Annotated in this window: 14 protein-coding genes; all 14 read left to right on the top strand. The window is 42.3% G+C overall.

The window, feature by feature from the left end; translation table 11 throughout:
• The first annotated feature begins 394 nt into the window (after nucleotides 1-394).
• A complete protein-coding gene (locus V7M78_RS16625; protein WP_333651481.1) occupies nucleotides 395-1,228 on the top strand; it encodes a CPBP family intramembrane glutamic endopeptidase in 834 nt (277 codons plus the stop codon).
• Nucleotides 1,229-1,482: 254 nt separating this feature from the next.
• Nucleotides 1,483-2,208 carry a FadR/GntR family transcriptional regulator gene (locus V7M78_RS16620; protein ID WP_333651480.1) on the top strand — a complete coding sequence of 242 codons (726 nt, stop codon included), beginning with the start codon at nucleotides 1,483-1,485 and terminating at the stop codon, nucleotides 2,206-2,208.
• Nucleotides 2,209-2,463: 255 nt separating this feature from the next.
• Complete coding sequence (locus V7M78_RS16615) at nucleotides 2,464-4,005, top strand: L-lactate permease (RefSeq protein ID WP_333651479.1); 1,542 nt, start codon at nucleotides 2,464-2,466, stop codon at nucleotides 4,003-4,005.
• Between the two features lie 124 nt (nucleotides 4,006-4,129).
• Complete coding sequence (locus V7M78_RS16610) at nucleotides 4,130-4,918, top strand: electron transfer flavoprotein subunit beta/FixA family protein (RefSeq protein WP_333651478.1); 789 nt, start codon at nucleotides 4,130-4,132, stop codon at nucleotides 4,916-4,918.
• A 14-nt stretch (nucleotides 4,919-4,932) separates the two neighbouring features.
• Nucleotides 4,933-6,129: an electron transfer flavoprotein subunit alpha gene (locus tag V7M78_RS16605; protein WP_333651477.1), complete on the top strand. Its 1,197-nt coding sequence runs from the start codon at nucleotides 4,933-4,935 to the stop codon at nucleotides 6,127-6,129.
• A 60-nt stretch (nucleotides 6,130-6,189) separates the two neighbouring features.
• Nucleotides 6,190-7,593 carry an FAD-binding oxidoreductase gene (locus V7M78_RS16600; protein ID WP_333651476.1) on the top strand — a complete coding sequence of 468 codons (1,404 nt, stop codon included), beginning with the start codon at nucleotides 6,190-6,192 and terminating at the stop codon, nucleotides 7,591-7,593.
• Between the two features lie 375 nt (nucleotides 7,594-7,968).
• Entirely contained in the window at nucleotides 7,969-8,415 is a 447-nt protein-coding gene (locus tag V7M78_RS16595; protein ID WP_333651475.1) for a hypothetical protein, read from the top strand.
• Nucleotides 8,416-8,769: 354 nt separating this feature from the next.
• A complete protein-coding gene (locus V7M78_RS16590; protein ID WP_333651474.1) occupies nucleotides 8,770-9,315 on the top strand; it encodes a DUF4489 domain-containing protein in 546 nt (181 codons plus the stop codon).
• Nucleotides 9,316-9,582: 267 nt separating this feature from the next.
• Complete coding sequence (locus tag V7M78_RS16585) at nucleotides 9,583-10,881, top strand: LysM peptidoglycan-binding domain-containing protein (RefSeq protein ID WP_333651473.1); 1,299 nt, start codon at nucleotides 9,583-9,585, stop codon at nucleotides 10,879-10,881.
• A gap of 108 nt (nucleotides 10,882-10,989) precedes the next feature.
• Complete coding sequence (locus V7M78_RS16580; protein WP_333651472.1) at nucleotides 10,990-12,318, top strand: circularly permuted type 2 ATP-grasp protein; 1,329 nt, start codon at nucleotides 10,990-10,992, stop codon at nucleotides 12,316-12,318.
• Nucleotides 12,300-12,968, top strand: a complete 669-nt coding sequence (locus V7M78_RS16575; RefSeq protein WP_333651471.1) for an alpha-E domain-containing protein — start codon at nucleotides 12,300-12,302, stop codon at nucleotides 12,966-12,968. Before V7M78_RS16580 ends, V7M78_RS16575 begins: the two co-directional genes overlap by 19 nt.
• 10 nt (nucleotides 12,969-12,978) lie before the next feature.
• A complete protein-coding gene (locus tag V7M78_RS16570) occupies nucleotides 12,979-13,770 on the top strand; it encodes a transglutaminase family protein (RefSeq protein WP_333651485.1) in 792 nt (263 codons plus the stop codon).
• A complete protein-coding gene (locus V7M78_RS16565) occupies nucleotides 13,767-14,708 on the top strand; it encodes a M14 family metallopeptidase (RefSeq protein WP_333651470.1) in 942 nt (313 codons plus the stop codon). The genes V7M78_RS16570 and V7M78_RS16565 overlap by 4 nt, the downstream gene beginning before the upstream one ends.
• Nucleotides 14,708-15,634, top strand: a complete 927-nt coding sequence (locus V7M78_RS16560; protein WP_333651469.1) for a M14 family metallopeptidase — start codon at nucleotides 14,708-14,710, stop codon at nucleotides 15,632-15,634. Before V7M78_RS16565 ends, V7M78_RS16560 begins: the two co-directional genes overlap by 1 nt.
• Nucleotides 15,635-15,677 lie beyond the last annotated feature (43 nt).

The following is a 15,677-nucleotide window of genomic DNA, read 5'->3' as shown; positions in this document are numbered from 1 at the left end:
GACGCAGCTTTGCTAAGAATCAAGAATCCTACCGGCAGGGAAGTCAATCTGACGGATTATGATTTCAGCCGTTTCAAAGCAGTTGAAAAAGTAAATGATATTGAAGAGATTTGTGAAAAACAGGATTTTATCATACCGCCATATGATACATTAACATTAAAGCTGTCTTTTTAAAGAAAGCAGACGAAAGGTATTGGAAGAGTGCATATGTCATACAAATATTTGTATGAAAGTGCACTCTTTTATTGTATGGAAAAGAATCGTTCCCTATGGCGATACAAATATTTATATTTATTTTATATTATTATTATGGCTCTATGGTATATCATATGAATTAGAGACTGTACTAGTAATGTAAATAAAATATATAAAAAAGGATTCTGGAGGAAAGGGTATGGAACAAAATAAAAAAGCTGCGTTGTTGTTAATCTTTATTGGGTTATACTTGATTGGATCAGCACTGATAAATGACGGAGCCTTTCTCAGTCGAGGTCTCGTAAACTGGGGACTATGGATGGCAATTACTACACTTCTTCTAGGTCCTTTTGTATGGATTTATAATCAGCGCAATCCAGGCATAAGTGGGAGAAAGTCACTTACCCTGCTATGCCTGGCTGGAGTTATTCTGCTTATTAATCTGCTTCTGCTTTTATCCCCTAGGTTATGGTGGTTTGCAAATTTACATTGGAATTGGCAAGGAAAGCTAATTTCACTGGCAGCAGCTTTGGTATTTGTCCAATTGTGGTTTGGACAATCTTGGGAGAAAATGGGTTTTACTTTACCGCGTCCAGGCTCTTGGGCCCGAATAATCAGCATTCTTGCAGGTGCAGCTGTTTTTTTTGCTATTGGAAGTTCAGGAAATCCTGGAAGTATTGACTTTGAGACAGTCTTATTCCAGGCATCAATGCCAGGATTTGAGGAGGAATTGATATTTCGCGGAATTCTTTGGATGATTATTGCACAAGCATTACCTGGAACAAGGAAGCTATGGAATGCCAATGTAGGCTGGAATCTTATAATAACAACATTTATTTTTGCTCTAGTCCACAGTGTGACGTTTGACAATGATTTTTCACTTATCATAAACTTTTCAAGCTTTATTTCTACAGGGGCAGCAGGTTTTGTAATGGGCTGGATCAGAGCGTATTCAAGAAGTATACTGCCTTCAGTGGTATTGCATAATGGCATTAATTTGCTGGCTTATATTGTGCCGCGGATCATGAATTAAACAGTAGGGTCAAACTGAAAGGGAGTGACTTCCTGTTAAAAAGAAAATTACTGTTTAGGTTTATCATGATTTAAAAGAACTGTGTATCAGTTGAAAATAAAACAAAATATGATAGAATTATAGACAACCGGAAGTTAAAACAGCGTATAAAATAAAGTAAGAGCCAACAGGATATGGGATTGACATAAATCAGTAAACAGAAAAAGCACATTGTTGTAATGAAAATCGGATAGAAGAGACACACGGAGGTATTTATGGAAGAGTACGGAACAGAGAAAAAGTCATATATGAAAGTTATAAGTTACATAAAAAAGCAAATACGCAGTGGTGAATTAAGGATAGGCGGAAAGCTTCCGGCAGAAAGAGAACTGTCAGAGATCCTGGGTATCAGCCGTAATTCTGTCAGAGAGGCTATTCGGACGCTGGATAATATGGGAGTAATCTCAAGCCATCAGGGGGCGGGTAATTTTCTTACAGGTAATTTTGAAAATAACCTGGTGGAATCCCTGTCCATGATGTTTCTGCTGAATCAGATCGATTACAAACAAGTCAGTGAACTTAGACGAGCTTTGGAAATGGAAGCGCTGATGTTAGCCATAGACAATATCACGGATGAGGAAATTCAGTCTCTGGTAAAGATCATGTCTCTGCTGGAGACGGGTACAGAAGCAAATAATGTCGTATTGGATAAGAAAATGCACTATAACATAGCCCTGGCCTCCAAGAATACTCTGATTATCAATATCCTCCAGGCTCTTTCTGAGGTACTGGATAAATTTATTGTAGACCTGCGAAGAGAAATCTTAAGCCAGGATGACAGCAGAAAAATTCTCATGGAAGCCCATAACGGTATGTTAGAAAGTTTAATCACCAGGGATAAAAATCTTGCTTATGAATCAATTAACAAACATTTTAGTATAATTGACGAAAAAATTAAAGAAAATGACCTGACAATGATGAAAAGGTACCCATATGAGTAAAAATAAACAAAGTATCTGTTAAAAAAATGACGTATGTTGACATATAGAATATACGCAATTATAATTAAATTACAAAGTGGTACTACCAATTCCCCGGGGGTAGGTATCAAATAGGTGTAGTAAAACAAAACTGTTTTGCAACACCATTTTTTTTAACGCAAATTGGTACTACCAATTGAAAATTTTATTTCAGGAGTATAAAGGAATCTCTGGAACTTCCTGATGTCTCCTTAAATACCACAGAATGGAGAAGCTATGGAGATGATTTTCGAATTTGTTATGGCATTGTCACCGATTATCTGGTTAATCATTGCTCTGACAGCTTTAAAAATCCCGGGGTTTAAAGCATGTACCATCGCTTTGGCAATTGCATATGTACTTGCCGTATTTGTATGGAAGATGCCATTTGTTGACAGCCTGGGTGCAGTTGCGGAAGGGGCCGCACTTGCTTTATGGCCAATTATTATTGTTATAATTGCTGCTATATTTACTTACAATGTCTGCGTTGCCACAGGAGATATGGAAATAATCAAAAAAATGCTGGCAAATGTTACGAAAGACAAAAGGGTCTTAGTACTTATTATTGCATGGGGATTTGGTGGTTTCATGGAAGGTATGGCGGGCTTTGGAACAGCGGTTGCCATTCCGGCAAGTATGTTGGTCGGCCTTGGCTTTCCTCCGGTATTCGCAGCAATTGTCTGTCTGATTGCAAATGCAACACCGACAGCCTTTGGCTCCATCGGTATTCCTACTACCACGCTGGCTAAAATCACAGGTATTAATGTTATTGAGCTGTCTACCAATACCGTAATTTTATTAGCCTTACTTATTATCTTAACACCTTTTGTATTGGTATTTCTTACGGGTAAATCAAAGAATTCTTTAAAAGGAATAACGCTGATCACTTTCATTTCAGGTGTTTCCTTCCTGCTTCCTGAATATTTGGTGGCAAAATATCTGGGAGCGGAGCTGCCCGTAGTAATCGGAGCGGTTTGTTCCATGGCTGCCACGGTTTTAGCCGCGGGGATTTTTGGGAAAGGCGAGGTGGAGGAAAAGTATCTTCTGGATGGCAGACAGGAGGTTAAAGTAACAGGGAAACAAGCTCTGGTTGCCTGGAGTCCCTTCATCCTGATTTTTGTATTCCTTTTAGTAACGTCTAAAATGGCAGGACCCTTTAACGAACTGCTGGCCTCCGTGAAAACTACGGTAAGTATTTATCAGGGAAACGGAAGTTCACCGTATACCTTTTCCTGGCTTGCAACCCCTGGCTTGTGGATTCTTTTATCTGCCTTTATAGGAGGGAAGATTCAGGGACTGAGTATGAAGGAAATGTTTGTGATCCTTAAAAAGACCATTCTTCAGATGATGAAAACAATTGTTACCATTATTGCCATTATGGCAACAGCAAAATTAATGGGATACAGCGGTATGATTGCTTCCATCTCACTTGTGTTTGTGACCTATACCGGTTCTTTTTATCCTTTTTTTGCCCCATTCCTTGGGTCCATCGGAACCTTTGTGACCGGAAGCGGAACCTCTGCCAGTGTATTATTTGGCGGCTTACAGGCGGAAACCTCAGCAGCATTGGGACTTAACCAGGCCTGGATTACAGCGTCAAATACAGCAGGTGCGGTTATTGCCAAGATGATTTCACCTCAGAGTATAGCAATTGCAGTAGCAGCGGTAAATCTGGAGGGCAAGGAAAATGTGCTGTTAAAAGGAACCATTAAATATTTTGTTCTTTTTATAATCATAGTTGGGGCCATCACTTATGCAGGTTCAAGACTGCTGGCATAACTGACGGTGAGCAAGCTCATGTGAAATCTTAAAATTAAACTATAAAGTGTTTTATACTGTAGGTTTTGACTTGAATTACCACTGCCATACAGTAAGCCTGAAAAGGGAAGGAAAGGAGTTTTAAATGAATATTTTAGTATGCATTAAACAGGTGCCAGACAGCAATAAGGTGGAAGTGGATCCGATTACCGGCGTGTTAAAGCGAAACGGAGTGGAATCCAAAATGAATCCTTATGATTTATACGCATTAGAGACTGCGCTGCGAATCAGAGAGAAAACCGGCGGCAGTATTACTGTAATTACTATGGGACCGGGGCAGGCAGCGGGAATCATCAGAGAAGCTTTTGCCATGGGAGCAGATACCGGAGTACTGATATCCGACCGTAAGTTTGGCGGCGCCGATGTACTGGCAACCAGTTATACCCTTTCACAGGGCATTAAACAGAGCGGGGAATTTGATCTGATTCTCTGCGGAAAACAGACTACCGATGGAGATACCGCTCAGGTAGGCCCGGAAGTGGCAGAATGGCTGGGTATTCCAAGCCTGTCTAATGTATCCCGAATAGTTGAACAAAAAGATAGCTCCTTAGTAGTGGAAATGGATATGACTGATGACATAGAAGTGGCAGAAATACAATATCCCTGCCTGCTGGCGGTGGATAAAGATATATTTATCCCAAGGCTTCCCTCCTATGTAAAGAAACAGGAGACAAAGGACAGAGAAATAAAAGTGATTACCCTTGCAGAACTGGAGGATAAAGAAGAGAAAAACTATGGCTTGAACGGTTCTCCCACACAAGTGCAGAAAATATTTCCGCCCCAGGTAAATAACCACAGAGAAGTGTGGAACGGGGATAGTAAGGAACTGGCTGATCAGTTATTTCATAAATTGAAGGAATTAAAATTTGCCTGAGGAGGAAGATAGGTATGGCTAAGTTAATCGTAAACCAGGAAAAGGTTGGAAACAAACAGGAGCTGATCAGTATCTGCCCCTTTGGCGCTATTGAAGAGAAAGACAACTTGATTCAGATAAATGCTGCCTGTAAAATGTGTAAGCTCTGTGTGAAAAAAGGTCCGGCAGGAGCCATCGAATATGTGGAGGAAGCCGTTGAAGCCATAGACAAGGAGCAGTGGAGAGGAATTGCAGTATATGTAGATCATATTGACGGAGCGATTCATCCCGTAACCTATGAATTGATTGGAAAAGCAAAGGAACTGGCGGCAAAGATCAATCATCCGGTATATGCCGTAATGATGGGACACCATATACAGACACAGTGTGAAGAACTGCTGCATTATGACGTAGATAAGGTATTTGTTTATGATAAGGAAGAACTGGACCGTTTTAAGATGGAGCCATATACAAAGGCGTTTGAAGATTTTGTCGGGCATATAAAACCTACGGCTATCTTAATGGGAGCAACTCCCGTTGGCAGACAACTGGCACCAAGGCTGGCAGCCAGATTAAAGACCGGGTTAACTGCTGACTGTACGATCCTGGACATTAATGAAAATACGGATCTGGTACAGATCAGACCTGCTTTCGGCGGAAATATTATGGCTCAGATATTAACTCCCAATCACAGACCTCAGATGGCTACTGTGCGCTATAAGGTTATGGATGCACCGGAGAGAAAAGAAGAAGTGTCCGGTGAAGTTATTAACTGCGTGATTGACTCAAAGGAACTGGGCAGTAAGGTATCGGTTTTGGATATTATTGCAAAGGAGAAAGAACAGTTTATAGAAGCCTCCGATGTGCTGGTAGTTGCAGGCAGAGGAGTAAAAAAAGAAGAAGATCTTGAACTGTTAAGAGAGCTTGCAGATATTCTGGGCGGCCAGCTTGCCTGTACTCGTCCGGTTATGGAAGCAGGATGGCTGGCAGCCAAATGTCAGGTAGGTTTAAGCGGCCGTACTGTAAGACCGAAGTTGATCATTACCTGCGGTGTATCCGGTTCTGTCCAGTTTACGGCGGGTATGAATAATGCTGAGCAGATAATTGCCATTAACAAGGATGAAAATGCACCGATTTTTAAAACAGCTCATTATTGCCTGGTTGGGGATTTGTATGAAATCCTGCCGGAAGTCATTAGCCGTATCAAAGCTGGTAAATTTATTAGTGCTTGAGTGTAGTTATAGCTAGAATGAAGTTAATATGCAGGCTATGAGAAAGGCAGGATTATTATAATGAATTATAAAAAGTTGGAATTGGAAGATATTAATTATATAAGAAGTATTATAACAGAAAACGACAGAGTTCTTTGCGGTGAGGATATTAATGAAGAATACAGCCATGATGAGTTAAGCGACACAGTCAGCTATCCGGACGTGGTGGTAAAGGTTAAATCCACCGAGGAAGTTTCTTCAATTATGAAATATGCCTATGAGAATGCGATACCTGTTACCCCTAGAGGTTCAGGCACAGGTCTGGTAGGGGCTTCTGTTGCAATCGAACATGGCATCATGCTGGATACCAGCCTTATGAACCGGTTTCTGGAACTGGATGAGGATAATCTTACCATTACAGTAGAGCCGGGAGTATTGCTTATGGAGCTGGCTGCTTATGTACAGGAGAGAGATTTGTTTTACCCTCCGGATCCAGGTGAGAAGTCTGCTACCATCGGAGGAAATATCAGTACCAATGCCGGTGGTATGAGAGCGGTTAAATACGGTGTGACCAGAGATTATGTAAGAGGACTGGAAGTTGTGCTGCCCGATGGCAAAGTGGTGGAATTTGGCGGTAAGGTAGTAAAGAACAGTACGGGATATGCCATGAAGGATCTGATGGTAGGATCAGAAGGGACTCTTGGTATTATTACTAAAGCAACCTTAAAGATTCTTCCTCTGCCGAAGAAAGCAATCAGTTTGCTGATACCCTTTCCAACTCTGGAGAAGGCAATCGGTACCGTACCTTTGATTATCAAATCCAAAGCCATCCCCACTGCCATTGAATTTATGCAGAGGGAAGTTATTATTGATGCAGAAAAATACCTGGGCAAAAAGTTCCCTGATAACAGTGCAGATGCCTATTTGCTGCTTAAATTTGATGGTAACTCTACGGAAGAAATTGAAAAAGACTATGAAAACGTAGCAAGAATCTGCCTGGAGCAGGGAGCTATTGATATTTTAATCTCTGATACCACGGAAAGAGAAGATTCTATCTGGAAGGCCAGAGGTGCTTTTCTGGAAGCTATCAAAGGTTCAACCTCCTTTATGGATGAAGTGGATGTAGTAGTTCCCAGAAGTTCCGTAAATGAAATGGTGGAATATATCCACGGATTATATAAAGAAGTTAATATCCGTATCAAAAGCTTTGGCCACGCAGGAGATGGCAATCTCCATGCCTATATCTTAAAGGATGAATTAAGTGAAGAAGAATGGGAGGAGAAAATGAAAGCTGCCATGGATAAGATCTATGGCAAAGCTAAAGAACTAAGTGGTCAGGTATCCGGTGAACACGGGATTGGTTATGCGAAGAAGTCCTATCTTATGGAGTCGCTGGATCCGGCTACCGTTGAAATTATGAGGGGCATCAAGAAGGCTTTTGATCCAAAGAATATCTTAAACCCTCATAAAGTATGCCAGTTATAAATAGTATGAGGAGAATGGATTCAAGCGCTTAGAGTTAAAGAATCCCGTTATTTCGATGTTTTTGTTATTTTGCCTGTACGGGTTCAACTCCCGTCTGCTACATTTTAAAGGTCTGGTAAATACCAGGCCTTTTTTGTGTGTTGCATTTCGTGTTGCACGGATTCATAATGCTGGTTTATTTTCTGATTAATCTTCTCAGCATGAACAATCAGGAACTGCCGTTATTAATGCCGGAACATATTGTAATATACGACAGTGAAAATAATTATTACGCATGGTATAATAGTATTAGCGAGACATTAGAGGAGTAAAGGATAAGATTAAAGGCTAAAATACCTGGTAAAATCAAAACTTTAAACAGATCGGGGCTTATTAATGAATATCTATAACAACCAAAATTATTTTACTAATAAGCAGTTACTTAAAATATTAAATAGACTTGGAGAAGCATATAAAATCAATAAGCTATATATTATTGAAAACAAATATGATCTTATAAAACACGGTGTTATTATGATTAACCCAATGGACTGGCCTGAAATTATTCGAGGCGAAATAGAAGGTTTTTATTTACCAAACAGTAAAACAGTTATCGTGTATGTATTTGCTCATGAAGAATATGATGATTTTCAGAGTTCTCAGTTGTATTCTATTCATGCTCTATTACATGAACTACGACATGCTTATCATAATAACCAGAATATGAAAGGAAGCGAAGAAGATTGTGATAATTTTGCAACTAAATACCTGAACAAGAATAGTAAATTCTTTTCGAAACTTATGAAATGGGAACATGAATGGGAAGTTGAAGAAGAGGATTAATATTACAAGTAAATTGAGTTCTGCGGACTCCATAATCAAAAAAAGGGGTTGAAGAAAGATTGCTCACTCAAAATAATGGACAGTGTATCGTGTAAAATATTATCTCTGGTTGAGAGACATCATGGCCGATGCTAATCCGTAACTGGGGCAGGTATATGGGGAACTGGATATCACATACTCATATAATTTCTCCGTTTTATGTAAGAGCCTGCCTGTCTGATTTAGAAGGCAGGCAAATTCATGTCTTGGAATATACATTCTTAAGTGTAGCATATCCTTTTTCCCCTAATATAATAGAGTATACCTTTTTGTACAAATGCTATTTTTCTATATATTTATAATGGAGGCAGTTTCATGAATGATCAAGATATAAGAACATGTGAATGCGACTGCAGCGAAGAAATTCAGGATTGCAATTGCAGATGCGTATGTGAAAAACCCAAAAAATACGTTAAGCCCAATAGAACAACTTTAAAATGCGGCAGTCAGGTCAGCGCAACGATTCCAGAAGCAACTTTAACTGGCACTACATTTACTTTGGCCACTCTAAACGTGAATACAAAAGGTTACCGGAGACCCTGCATCAAATTTGATTTTGCAGGCAACATCGTGACGACCGAGGCTGTTATTACCCTTAATTTTCAGATATTCAAACAGTGCAAAGGTCAGCTCGCTCCTATTCCCGTAGGATCTGTTTGGACATATTCACGGCTTGTAGCAGTCACTGAAAGTGATTCTTTCCGCTTCTTTTCCTGTGACTGCAATATCTGCGATGACGAATGCTGCGTATATAGCGTTGTTGCAACAGTAGCAGGTATTTTACCGGAAATCAATGAAACAATAGGCTCTGCTGTTATTAATAATGTCTCTCTTTCCGCAATTATTGCAGATAATATGTAATACAGCACGGCTGGAAAAAATAATAACCTTTCAAGAAAAGCAAAACACCGGGAACTCTTGTATTCATACAGAATTCCGGTGTTTACTGATGTTTCTATCACTTTGCCTTTACAGATACAACCCCGTTTGCCCATTCTGTGTAAAGAATTGTCGGATAATTGAAGCAAAATGATTTTAAAATTTAAAACACATATAATTTTATAATATCATGTTATGAGTGAATATCATCAGCATATAATAGAACCAATAAGATCATTGGGGGAAGCCATGATCATACACGTTGTTCAACCCGGTGAGACCATAGACTCCATATCGGAGCATTACAATATTCCTGCCTATAGACTAGTCTTAGAAAATGGAATTACAAACCCTGACAATCTGGCAATTGGTCAGACCATTGTCATTGTCCAGCCGGAAATCCTTTACACCGTCCAAGCGGGAGATACTTTAGAGAGCATTGCAGCGCAGTATGGCACTACGCCAATGGAATTACTGAGAAATAATCCATACCTTTCCGATAGAGAAGTTTTGCACATTGGAGAAACCATAGTTATAAGTTATCAAACTGATAGAACAAAGACAATTGCTATCAGCGGTTATATCTTTCCTCATATAGAGAAATCTGTTTTAAAAAAAACACTCCCCTTTTTAACTTATTTAGCCATATTCAATTACAGGGCCACAAGTGAAGGAGAAATAATTTGCAATTCCGACGATACTGAACTCATCCAGACAGCAAAAGATTACGGTGTTGCCCCCATGATGTTTGTCTCCACCATTACGGAAGAGGGGATCGTCAGCCGCGAAGTGACCTATGATATTTTAAGCAATCCTTCCGTGCAGGACCTTCTTATTTATAATGCTCTTGATATAATGAGAACAAAAGGGTTTTACGGTATAAACATATATGCCGAAACCATAACCTATGAGAATATAGATGCATTTTCAGAATATTTAGAAAAGGCGGCCGCAATATTTCATTCAGAAGGTTACAGGGTAGTGATCACCATAACACCGGCTATCAATATTGATACGCCCAACATGATTTTTGATAGAATAGATTATTCAAAATTATCCCGGTTTGCAGATGCAATCATGTTTTCCTCTTATGAATGGGCAAGGTCTTATAGTTATCCAAGCTTAATTTTCCCGGTTAATGTTTTAAGACAATTATTAGACTATTCACTTAGCACTATTCCGCCTGAAAAACTTTTTCTTGGAATCACCACCCTGGGTTATGACTGGACTCTTCCATACGTTCCCGGAGCAACAGAGGCCACTGCAATAACTTATGACAATGCGGTTCAAATTGCAGCGAAAAACGGCATACCAATCCAATACAATGAAGCTGCACAGGCAGCTTACTTCTACTATGAGAACATTGACGGGACATTGCACATCGTGTGGACTAAAGATGCAAGAAGTTTTGATGCAAGAATCAGGCTGGCAGAAGAACATAATCTCCAGGGTGTGTCTATTTGGACTGTTATGAGATTCGACGCTCAAATATGGTTTATTGTTAATACTCAATATTACATAGAGAAGGTGATTTTGATTGACAGATAAGGCGAAATCCGCTACAATATTTCTTAAGATACAAAGGCGTTCTGCGAGGTTGCAGAGCGCCTTTTTTTCGATTAACTGTCAAGTCAAATGTTCAGTGAGGTGAGGGCGATGGAGATGAGAGAAGGAATGGATCTATTTGAACGGACAGATACGGTTAATGGACTTCTGGCCCGGTATGGAGTAAAATTTGGGATTTATAAGGACAATACCTTTCAGGAACAGCTTTTTCCCTTTGATGCAATTCCCAGGGTAATCGGGAAAGACGAGTTTGCTTATCTGGAAAAGGGACTGGAACAGAGGGTGACAGCCTTAAACCTGTTCCTAAGGGACATCTACAATGAGAAAAAGATATTAAAGGATAAGGTGGTGCCAGAAGAATTTATCTATGCCTCCTCCGGCTATCTGGTTGAATGCGAAGGAATTGTGCCTCCCAAGGGAGTATATTCCCATATATCAGGGATCGACCTGGTTCTTGGAAAGGACGGCATTTGGTATATTCTGGAGGATAATTTAAGAGTGCCCTCCGGAGCTTCTTATCCCATGATCGCCAGGGGGCTATGCCGCAGAAGCAGCCCCAGAACCTTTCAGAATATTTCGGTGGCAGACAACCGCAATTATGCAGACCTTTTAAAAGCTACCCTGGATCACGTCAATACAGGAGGCCTGACTGTGGTTCTGACTCCTGGACGGTATAATGCGGCGTATTTTGAGCATTCTTATCTTGCAGAGCGGATGCAGGTTCCTCTTGTCACCTGCCACGATTTAGAGGTGGAAAATGACAGGCTGTACTTCATCAATTACAACGGAAAGAAGGAGCCGGTAGGAGCGGTATACCGCCGCATATCCGACGAATACATAGACCCCATGACCTTTAACAGGGATTCCATCATCGGCATTCCCCATATGTTTGACATTTACAGAAAGGGAAAGGTGGCTCTGGTAAATACTCCCGGAAACGGCGTTGCAGATGACAAGGGAATTTACTATTTTGTCCCTCAAATGATCCGCTATTACTTAGGAGAAGAACCTATCCTGCACAATGCGCCTACTTACCTGCCTTACTATGAGGAGGACATGAAATACGTGCTGGAGCATTTTGACAGTCTGGTATTAAAGGATGTTGCAGAGGCCGGGGGATACGGAGTTGTGTTTGGAAACAGAATGAGTACAGAGCAAAAGGAAGCCTTCATCGGACTGCTGAAAAAGGAACCCAGGCGTTTCATTGCCCAGGAGGTCATTGATTTCTGTGATCTTCCTATTTTGGAAAAGGGGGAGCTGGTGGACAGAAAGGCCGACTTAAGGGCCTTTATACTGACGGCGGAAAGGTCGGTGGTGTGGAAGAGCGGACTGACCCGTTTTTCCAGAAATCCGGATTCCTTTATCGTCAATTCATCTCAGGGAGGGGGGTTTAAGGACACATGGGTGCTAAATCAGTAGAAAATACAGACCGGCTGTACTGGCTGGGCAGATATTCAGAGAGAGTTTATACAACCTTAAAGCTATACGGAGAGAGGTTTGACAGCATGCTGGAGGAAGGAGCAGGAGGATATGACGAGTTTTGCCGTTCCCTTGCAATTCCCAACATTTACGTTTCGGCAGAGGCATTCCGGCAGGAGTATCCCTTTGGAAAGGAAAATCCCGATTCCATTTACAGCAACTTAATGAGGGCTTATGACAATGCCATTGAGCTGAGAGAAGAAATTGGAAGTGAGACGCTGGCATACATACAGATGGCAGTCTATGAGCTGAACAAGGCGGCGCTCAGCGATGCTCCTATGATTGAGTTCCAGAATATTCTGGATGATATTCTTGCCTTCTGGGGAATTGTAGATGATCAGATCGAGGATGAAGAGACCAGAAACATCATTAAGATAGGAAAACGGGTGGAACGGATTGACTTATACGGCCGTCTGAAAGCACCAAAGCCGGACATGGTCAGAGAGGTCCACCGCTTAAATGGCCGCATCAGCCGCACCGGACTTCATTACCATAAGGAAGTACCCGGAAAACTGGACCTCTTAATCGAAGCCCAGGAGCTGGACTATCCTCAAATAGTCCGGGTAATTGAAGGAATACTGGAGGTCTAATACTTTGAAGATGCTGAATTACCGGTATTATCTGAAAATCGAATTCGATAGTCCGGTGACAAACCACAGCTTTACAGTCCGCTGTACTCCTGCCGCAGACGGAAGACAGGAAATCATCAGACAGGATACCCGCATCCTGCCAAGGGAATTCCTCTCCATGAACGGGGATTCCTTTGGCAACACCTATTTTTTCGGAAGGGCCAGAGAACCCCATACCTTATTTGAGGTGGTGGCAGAGGGGACGGCTAAAACCGGACTTGAAGACAGTGTGGAGGCGGAGCCGTCTTACCGGCTGGGCATGTATGCCGGACAGACCCGGTATACGGCTCCCGGAGAGAAGCTGAAAGAGTTTTTTTCCAGTTTAAAGCTTCCTCAAAAGGGAGGAAATCTGGAAAAAAGCCTGTACATTATGAATGCCTTAAGAGAGGCCTATGTTTACATTCCGGGAAAGACAGGAATATCGACCACGGCAGAAAAAGCCTGGGAAATCGGCTGCGGCGTGTGCCAGGATTATTCCCATATCATGATTTCCCTATGCCGCATGGCTGGAATACAGGCCCGCTATGCGGCTGGAATGCTGATTGGGGAGGGGTTAAGCCACGCCTGGGTGGAGGTGGCTCAGGAAGGCCGCTGGTATGGACTGGATCCTACTAACGGTGTCCGGGTTCTGGAGAATCATATTAAAATATCACATGGCAGGGACTATGGAGACTGTCTGCTGAACCAGGGAGTATTTACCGGGACAGCAAATCAGCAGCAAACCGTGTCCGTGACCGTAGAGGAAGCAGGTGAAGGGACATGATTATTTCCGTAGCCAGTGTGCCGCTGCCTGTAGATGAGACACTGGAAATAAAGAAAAGCCGTTTCTGTCCGACTAACGGGGGGAATGGAAAGAGAATCAGCATTGTGACGGGAATCCATGGGGATGAGCTTGAAGGACAACTTGTCTGTTTTCAGATGGCAAAAAAGATCAGGGAAAACCCGGAACACCTTCTTGGAACAGTGGATTTGTATCCGGCCCTCAATCCCATGGGGCTTGATTCCATTACCAGGGGGATTCCGGGCTTTGATCTGGATATGAACCGGATTTTCCCCGGAACCAGGGATGGTTCCTTTACCGAGTATATAGCCATGAAGATTGTGGAGGATCTGGCAGGGTCTGATCTGTGTCTGGATATTCATGCCAGCAATATTTATCTGACTGAGCTTCCCCAGATACGGATTAATGAGCTTCACAAGGACAAGCTGGTTCCCCTGGCTATGGAGGCCAATGTGGATTTTGTATGGGTTCATGGAGCTAATACAGTTTTGGAATCCACCCTTGCCTACAGCATGAACAGCCTGGGGGTTCCTACTCTGGTGGCGGAGATGGGAGTGGGGATGCGTCTGACGCCGTCCTATGCTTCTCAGCTGACAGAGGGGATTTTCCATCTGATGCAGAAGCTTCATATCTGGAAGGGGGAGAAGATTTCCGTAAAAAAGCCTGTTCTTTCTGAGGGACCGGAGGATGTATGCTATATTAATGCGCCTGTATCCGGCATTTTCCTAAAGAAACAGGAACATGGGAGCAAAGTTTATCTGGGTGATGAGGTAGGAGCAATTCTCAATCCCTTTACCGGAGAGGTGATGGAACAGATAACCGCTCCCTGTTCCGGGCTGCTCTTTACCATCCGGGAGTATCCGGTGGTGGATGAGGGCTCCCTCATTGCCAGAATCTTAAGGCAGGAGGAGGACGGCTGATGGAAAAAGAAATTATTTTCACAATTCCGTCCCTTTACCGGGATGATTTCCGTATCCGGGGATACCGGTTTGGAAGCGGGAAAAAGGCATTGTGCATTGTAGGCAGTATGAGGGGGAATGAATACCAGCAGATTTATACATGTTCCCAGCTGATTAAGCGCTTAAAGGAGCTGGAGGCAGGAAACAAGCTTGCAAAAGACAGGGAAATTCTGGTGATCCCTTCTTTAAATCCCTGCGCCATGAATATTGAAAAGAGGTTCTGGCCCACAGACAATACGGATATTAACCGCATGTTTCCGGGGTACGGTCTGGGGGAGACCACTCAGAGGATTGCTGCCGGAGTGTTTAAAACCATATCAGCCTATGAAAATGGAATCCAGTTTTCTTCTTTTTATATGCCGGGGCGGTTCTGTCCCCATGTGAGAATTATGAAGACGGGCTATGAAAATGTGGAAAAGGCCCGTCAATTCGGTCTGCCTTATATTGTCCTGAAAATACCCAAACCCTATGATACAGCCACTCTTAACTACAACTGGCAGATCTGGGAGACCGATGCCTTTAGTTTGTACGGCACTGCTACGGACAGAATTGAAGAAGACAGCGCTGCCGAGCTGGTGGAAAGTGTCCTGCGTTTTATGGCTGCCAATAAGATGATTGAGGATAAAACGGGAGACTGCCCGGAATCCAGGGTGTTTACAGATAGGGAGCTGCTGTCTTTGAGGCCTAAAAAGTCCGGCATTTACAGGAGTCTGGTGCAGGCCAGGGACCGGGTTCATAAGGGACAGCTTCTGGCTGTGATTTTGGATGCATGTGAGGGAAATGTATTGGAAGAGTTGAGGGCACCTGAAGACGGTGTCGTCTTTTTTGAACATGACAAGCCTATGGTTTATGGGGCTACGGCAGTGATTAAGCTGTTGCTTTCGTAAGATATATAGATTTGAACAAAATAAAGGCGTTCTGCGAGATTGC

The organism is Lacrimispora sp. (assembly GCF_036758025.1).
GTDB lineage: Bacteria > Bacillota > Clostridia > Lachnospirales > Lachnospiraceae > Lacrimispora.
This window is presented reverse-complemented; position numbering and strand designations above follow the sequence as displayed.

Excerpts from the sequence above, each read along its gene's own strand:
- V7M78_RS16575 (WP_333651471.1), top strand. The coding sequence starts at position 12,300 with ATGGGTGCTAAATCAGTAGAAAATACAGACCGGCTGTACTGGCTGGGC.
- V7M78_RS16595 (WP_333651475.1), top strand. The coding sequence starts at position 7,969 with ATGAATATCTATAACAACCAAAATTATTTTACTAATAAGCAGTTACTT.
- V7M78_RS16605 (WP_333651477.1), top strand. The coding sequence starts at position 4,933 with ATGGCTAAGTTAATCGTAAACCAGGAAAAGGTTGGAAACAAACAGGAG.
- V7M78_RS16560 (WP_333651469.1), top strand. The coding sequence starts at position 14,708 with ATGGAAAAAGAAATTATTTTCACAATTCCGTCCCTTTACCGGGATGAT.
- V7M78_RS16590 (WP_333651474.1), top strand. The coding sequence starts at position 8,770 with ATGAATGATCAAGATATAAGAACATGTGAATGCGACTGCAGCGAAGAA.
- V7M78_RS16580 (WP_333651472.1), top strand. The coding sequence starts at position 10,990 with ATGGAGATGAGAGAAGGAATGGATCTATTTGAACGGACAGATACGGTT.
- V7M78_RS16600 (WP_333651476.1), top strand. The coding sequence starts at position 6,190 with ATGAATTATAAAAAGTTGGAATTGGAAGATATTAATTATATAAGAAGT.
- V7M78_RS16620 (WP_333651480.1), top strand. The coding sequence starts at position 1,483 with ATGGAAGAGTACGGAACAGAGAAAAAGTCATATATGAAAGTTATAAGT.
- V7M78_RS16565 (WP_333651470.1), top strand. The coding sequence starts at position 13,767 with ATGATTATTTCCGTAGCCAGTGTGCCGCTGCCTGTAGATGAGACACTG.
- V7M78_RS16585 (WP_333651473.1), top strand. The coding sequence starts at position 9,583 with ATGATCATACACGTTGTTCAACCCGGTGAGACCATAGACTCCATATCG.
- V7M78_RS16615 (WP_333651479.1), top strand. The coding sequence starts at position 2,464 with ATGGAGATGATTTTCGAATTTGTTATGGCATTGTCACCGATTATCTGG.
- V7M78_RS16610 (WP_333651478.1), top strand. The coding sequence starts at position 4,130 with ATGAATATTTTAGTATGCATTAAACAGGTGCCAGACAGCAATAAGGTG.
- V7M78_RS16570 (WP_333651485.1), top strand. The coding sequence starts at position 12,979 with ATGCTGAATTACCGGTATTATCTGAAAATCGAATTCGATAGTCCGGTG.
- V7M78_RS16625 (WP_333651481.1), top strand. The coding sequence starts at position 395 with ATGGAACAAAATAAAAAAGCTGCGTTGTTGTTAATCTTTATTGGGTTA.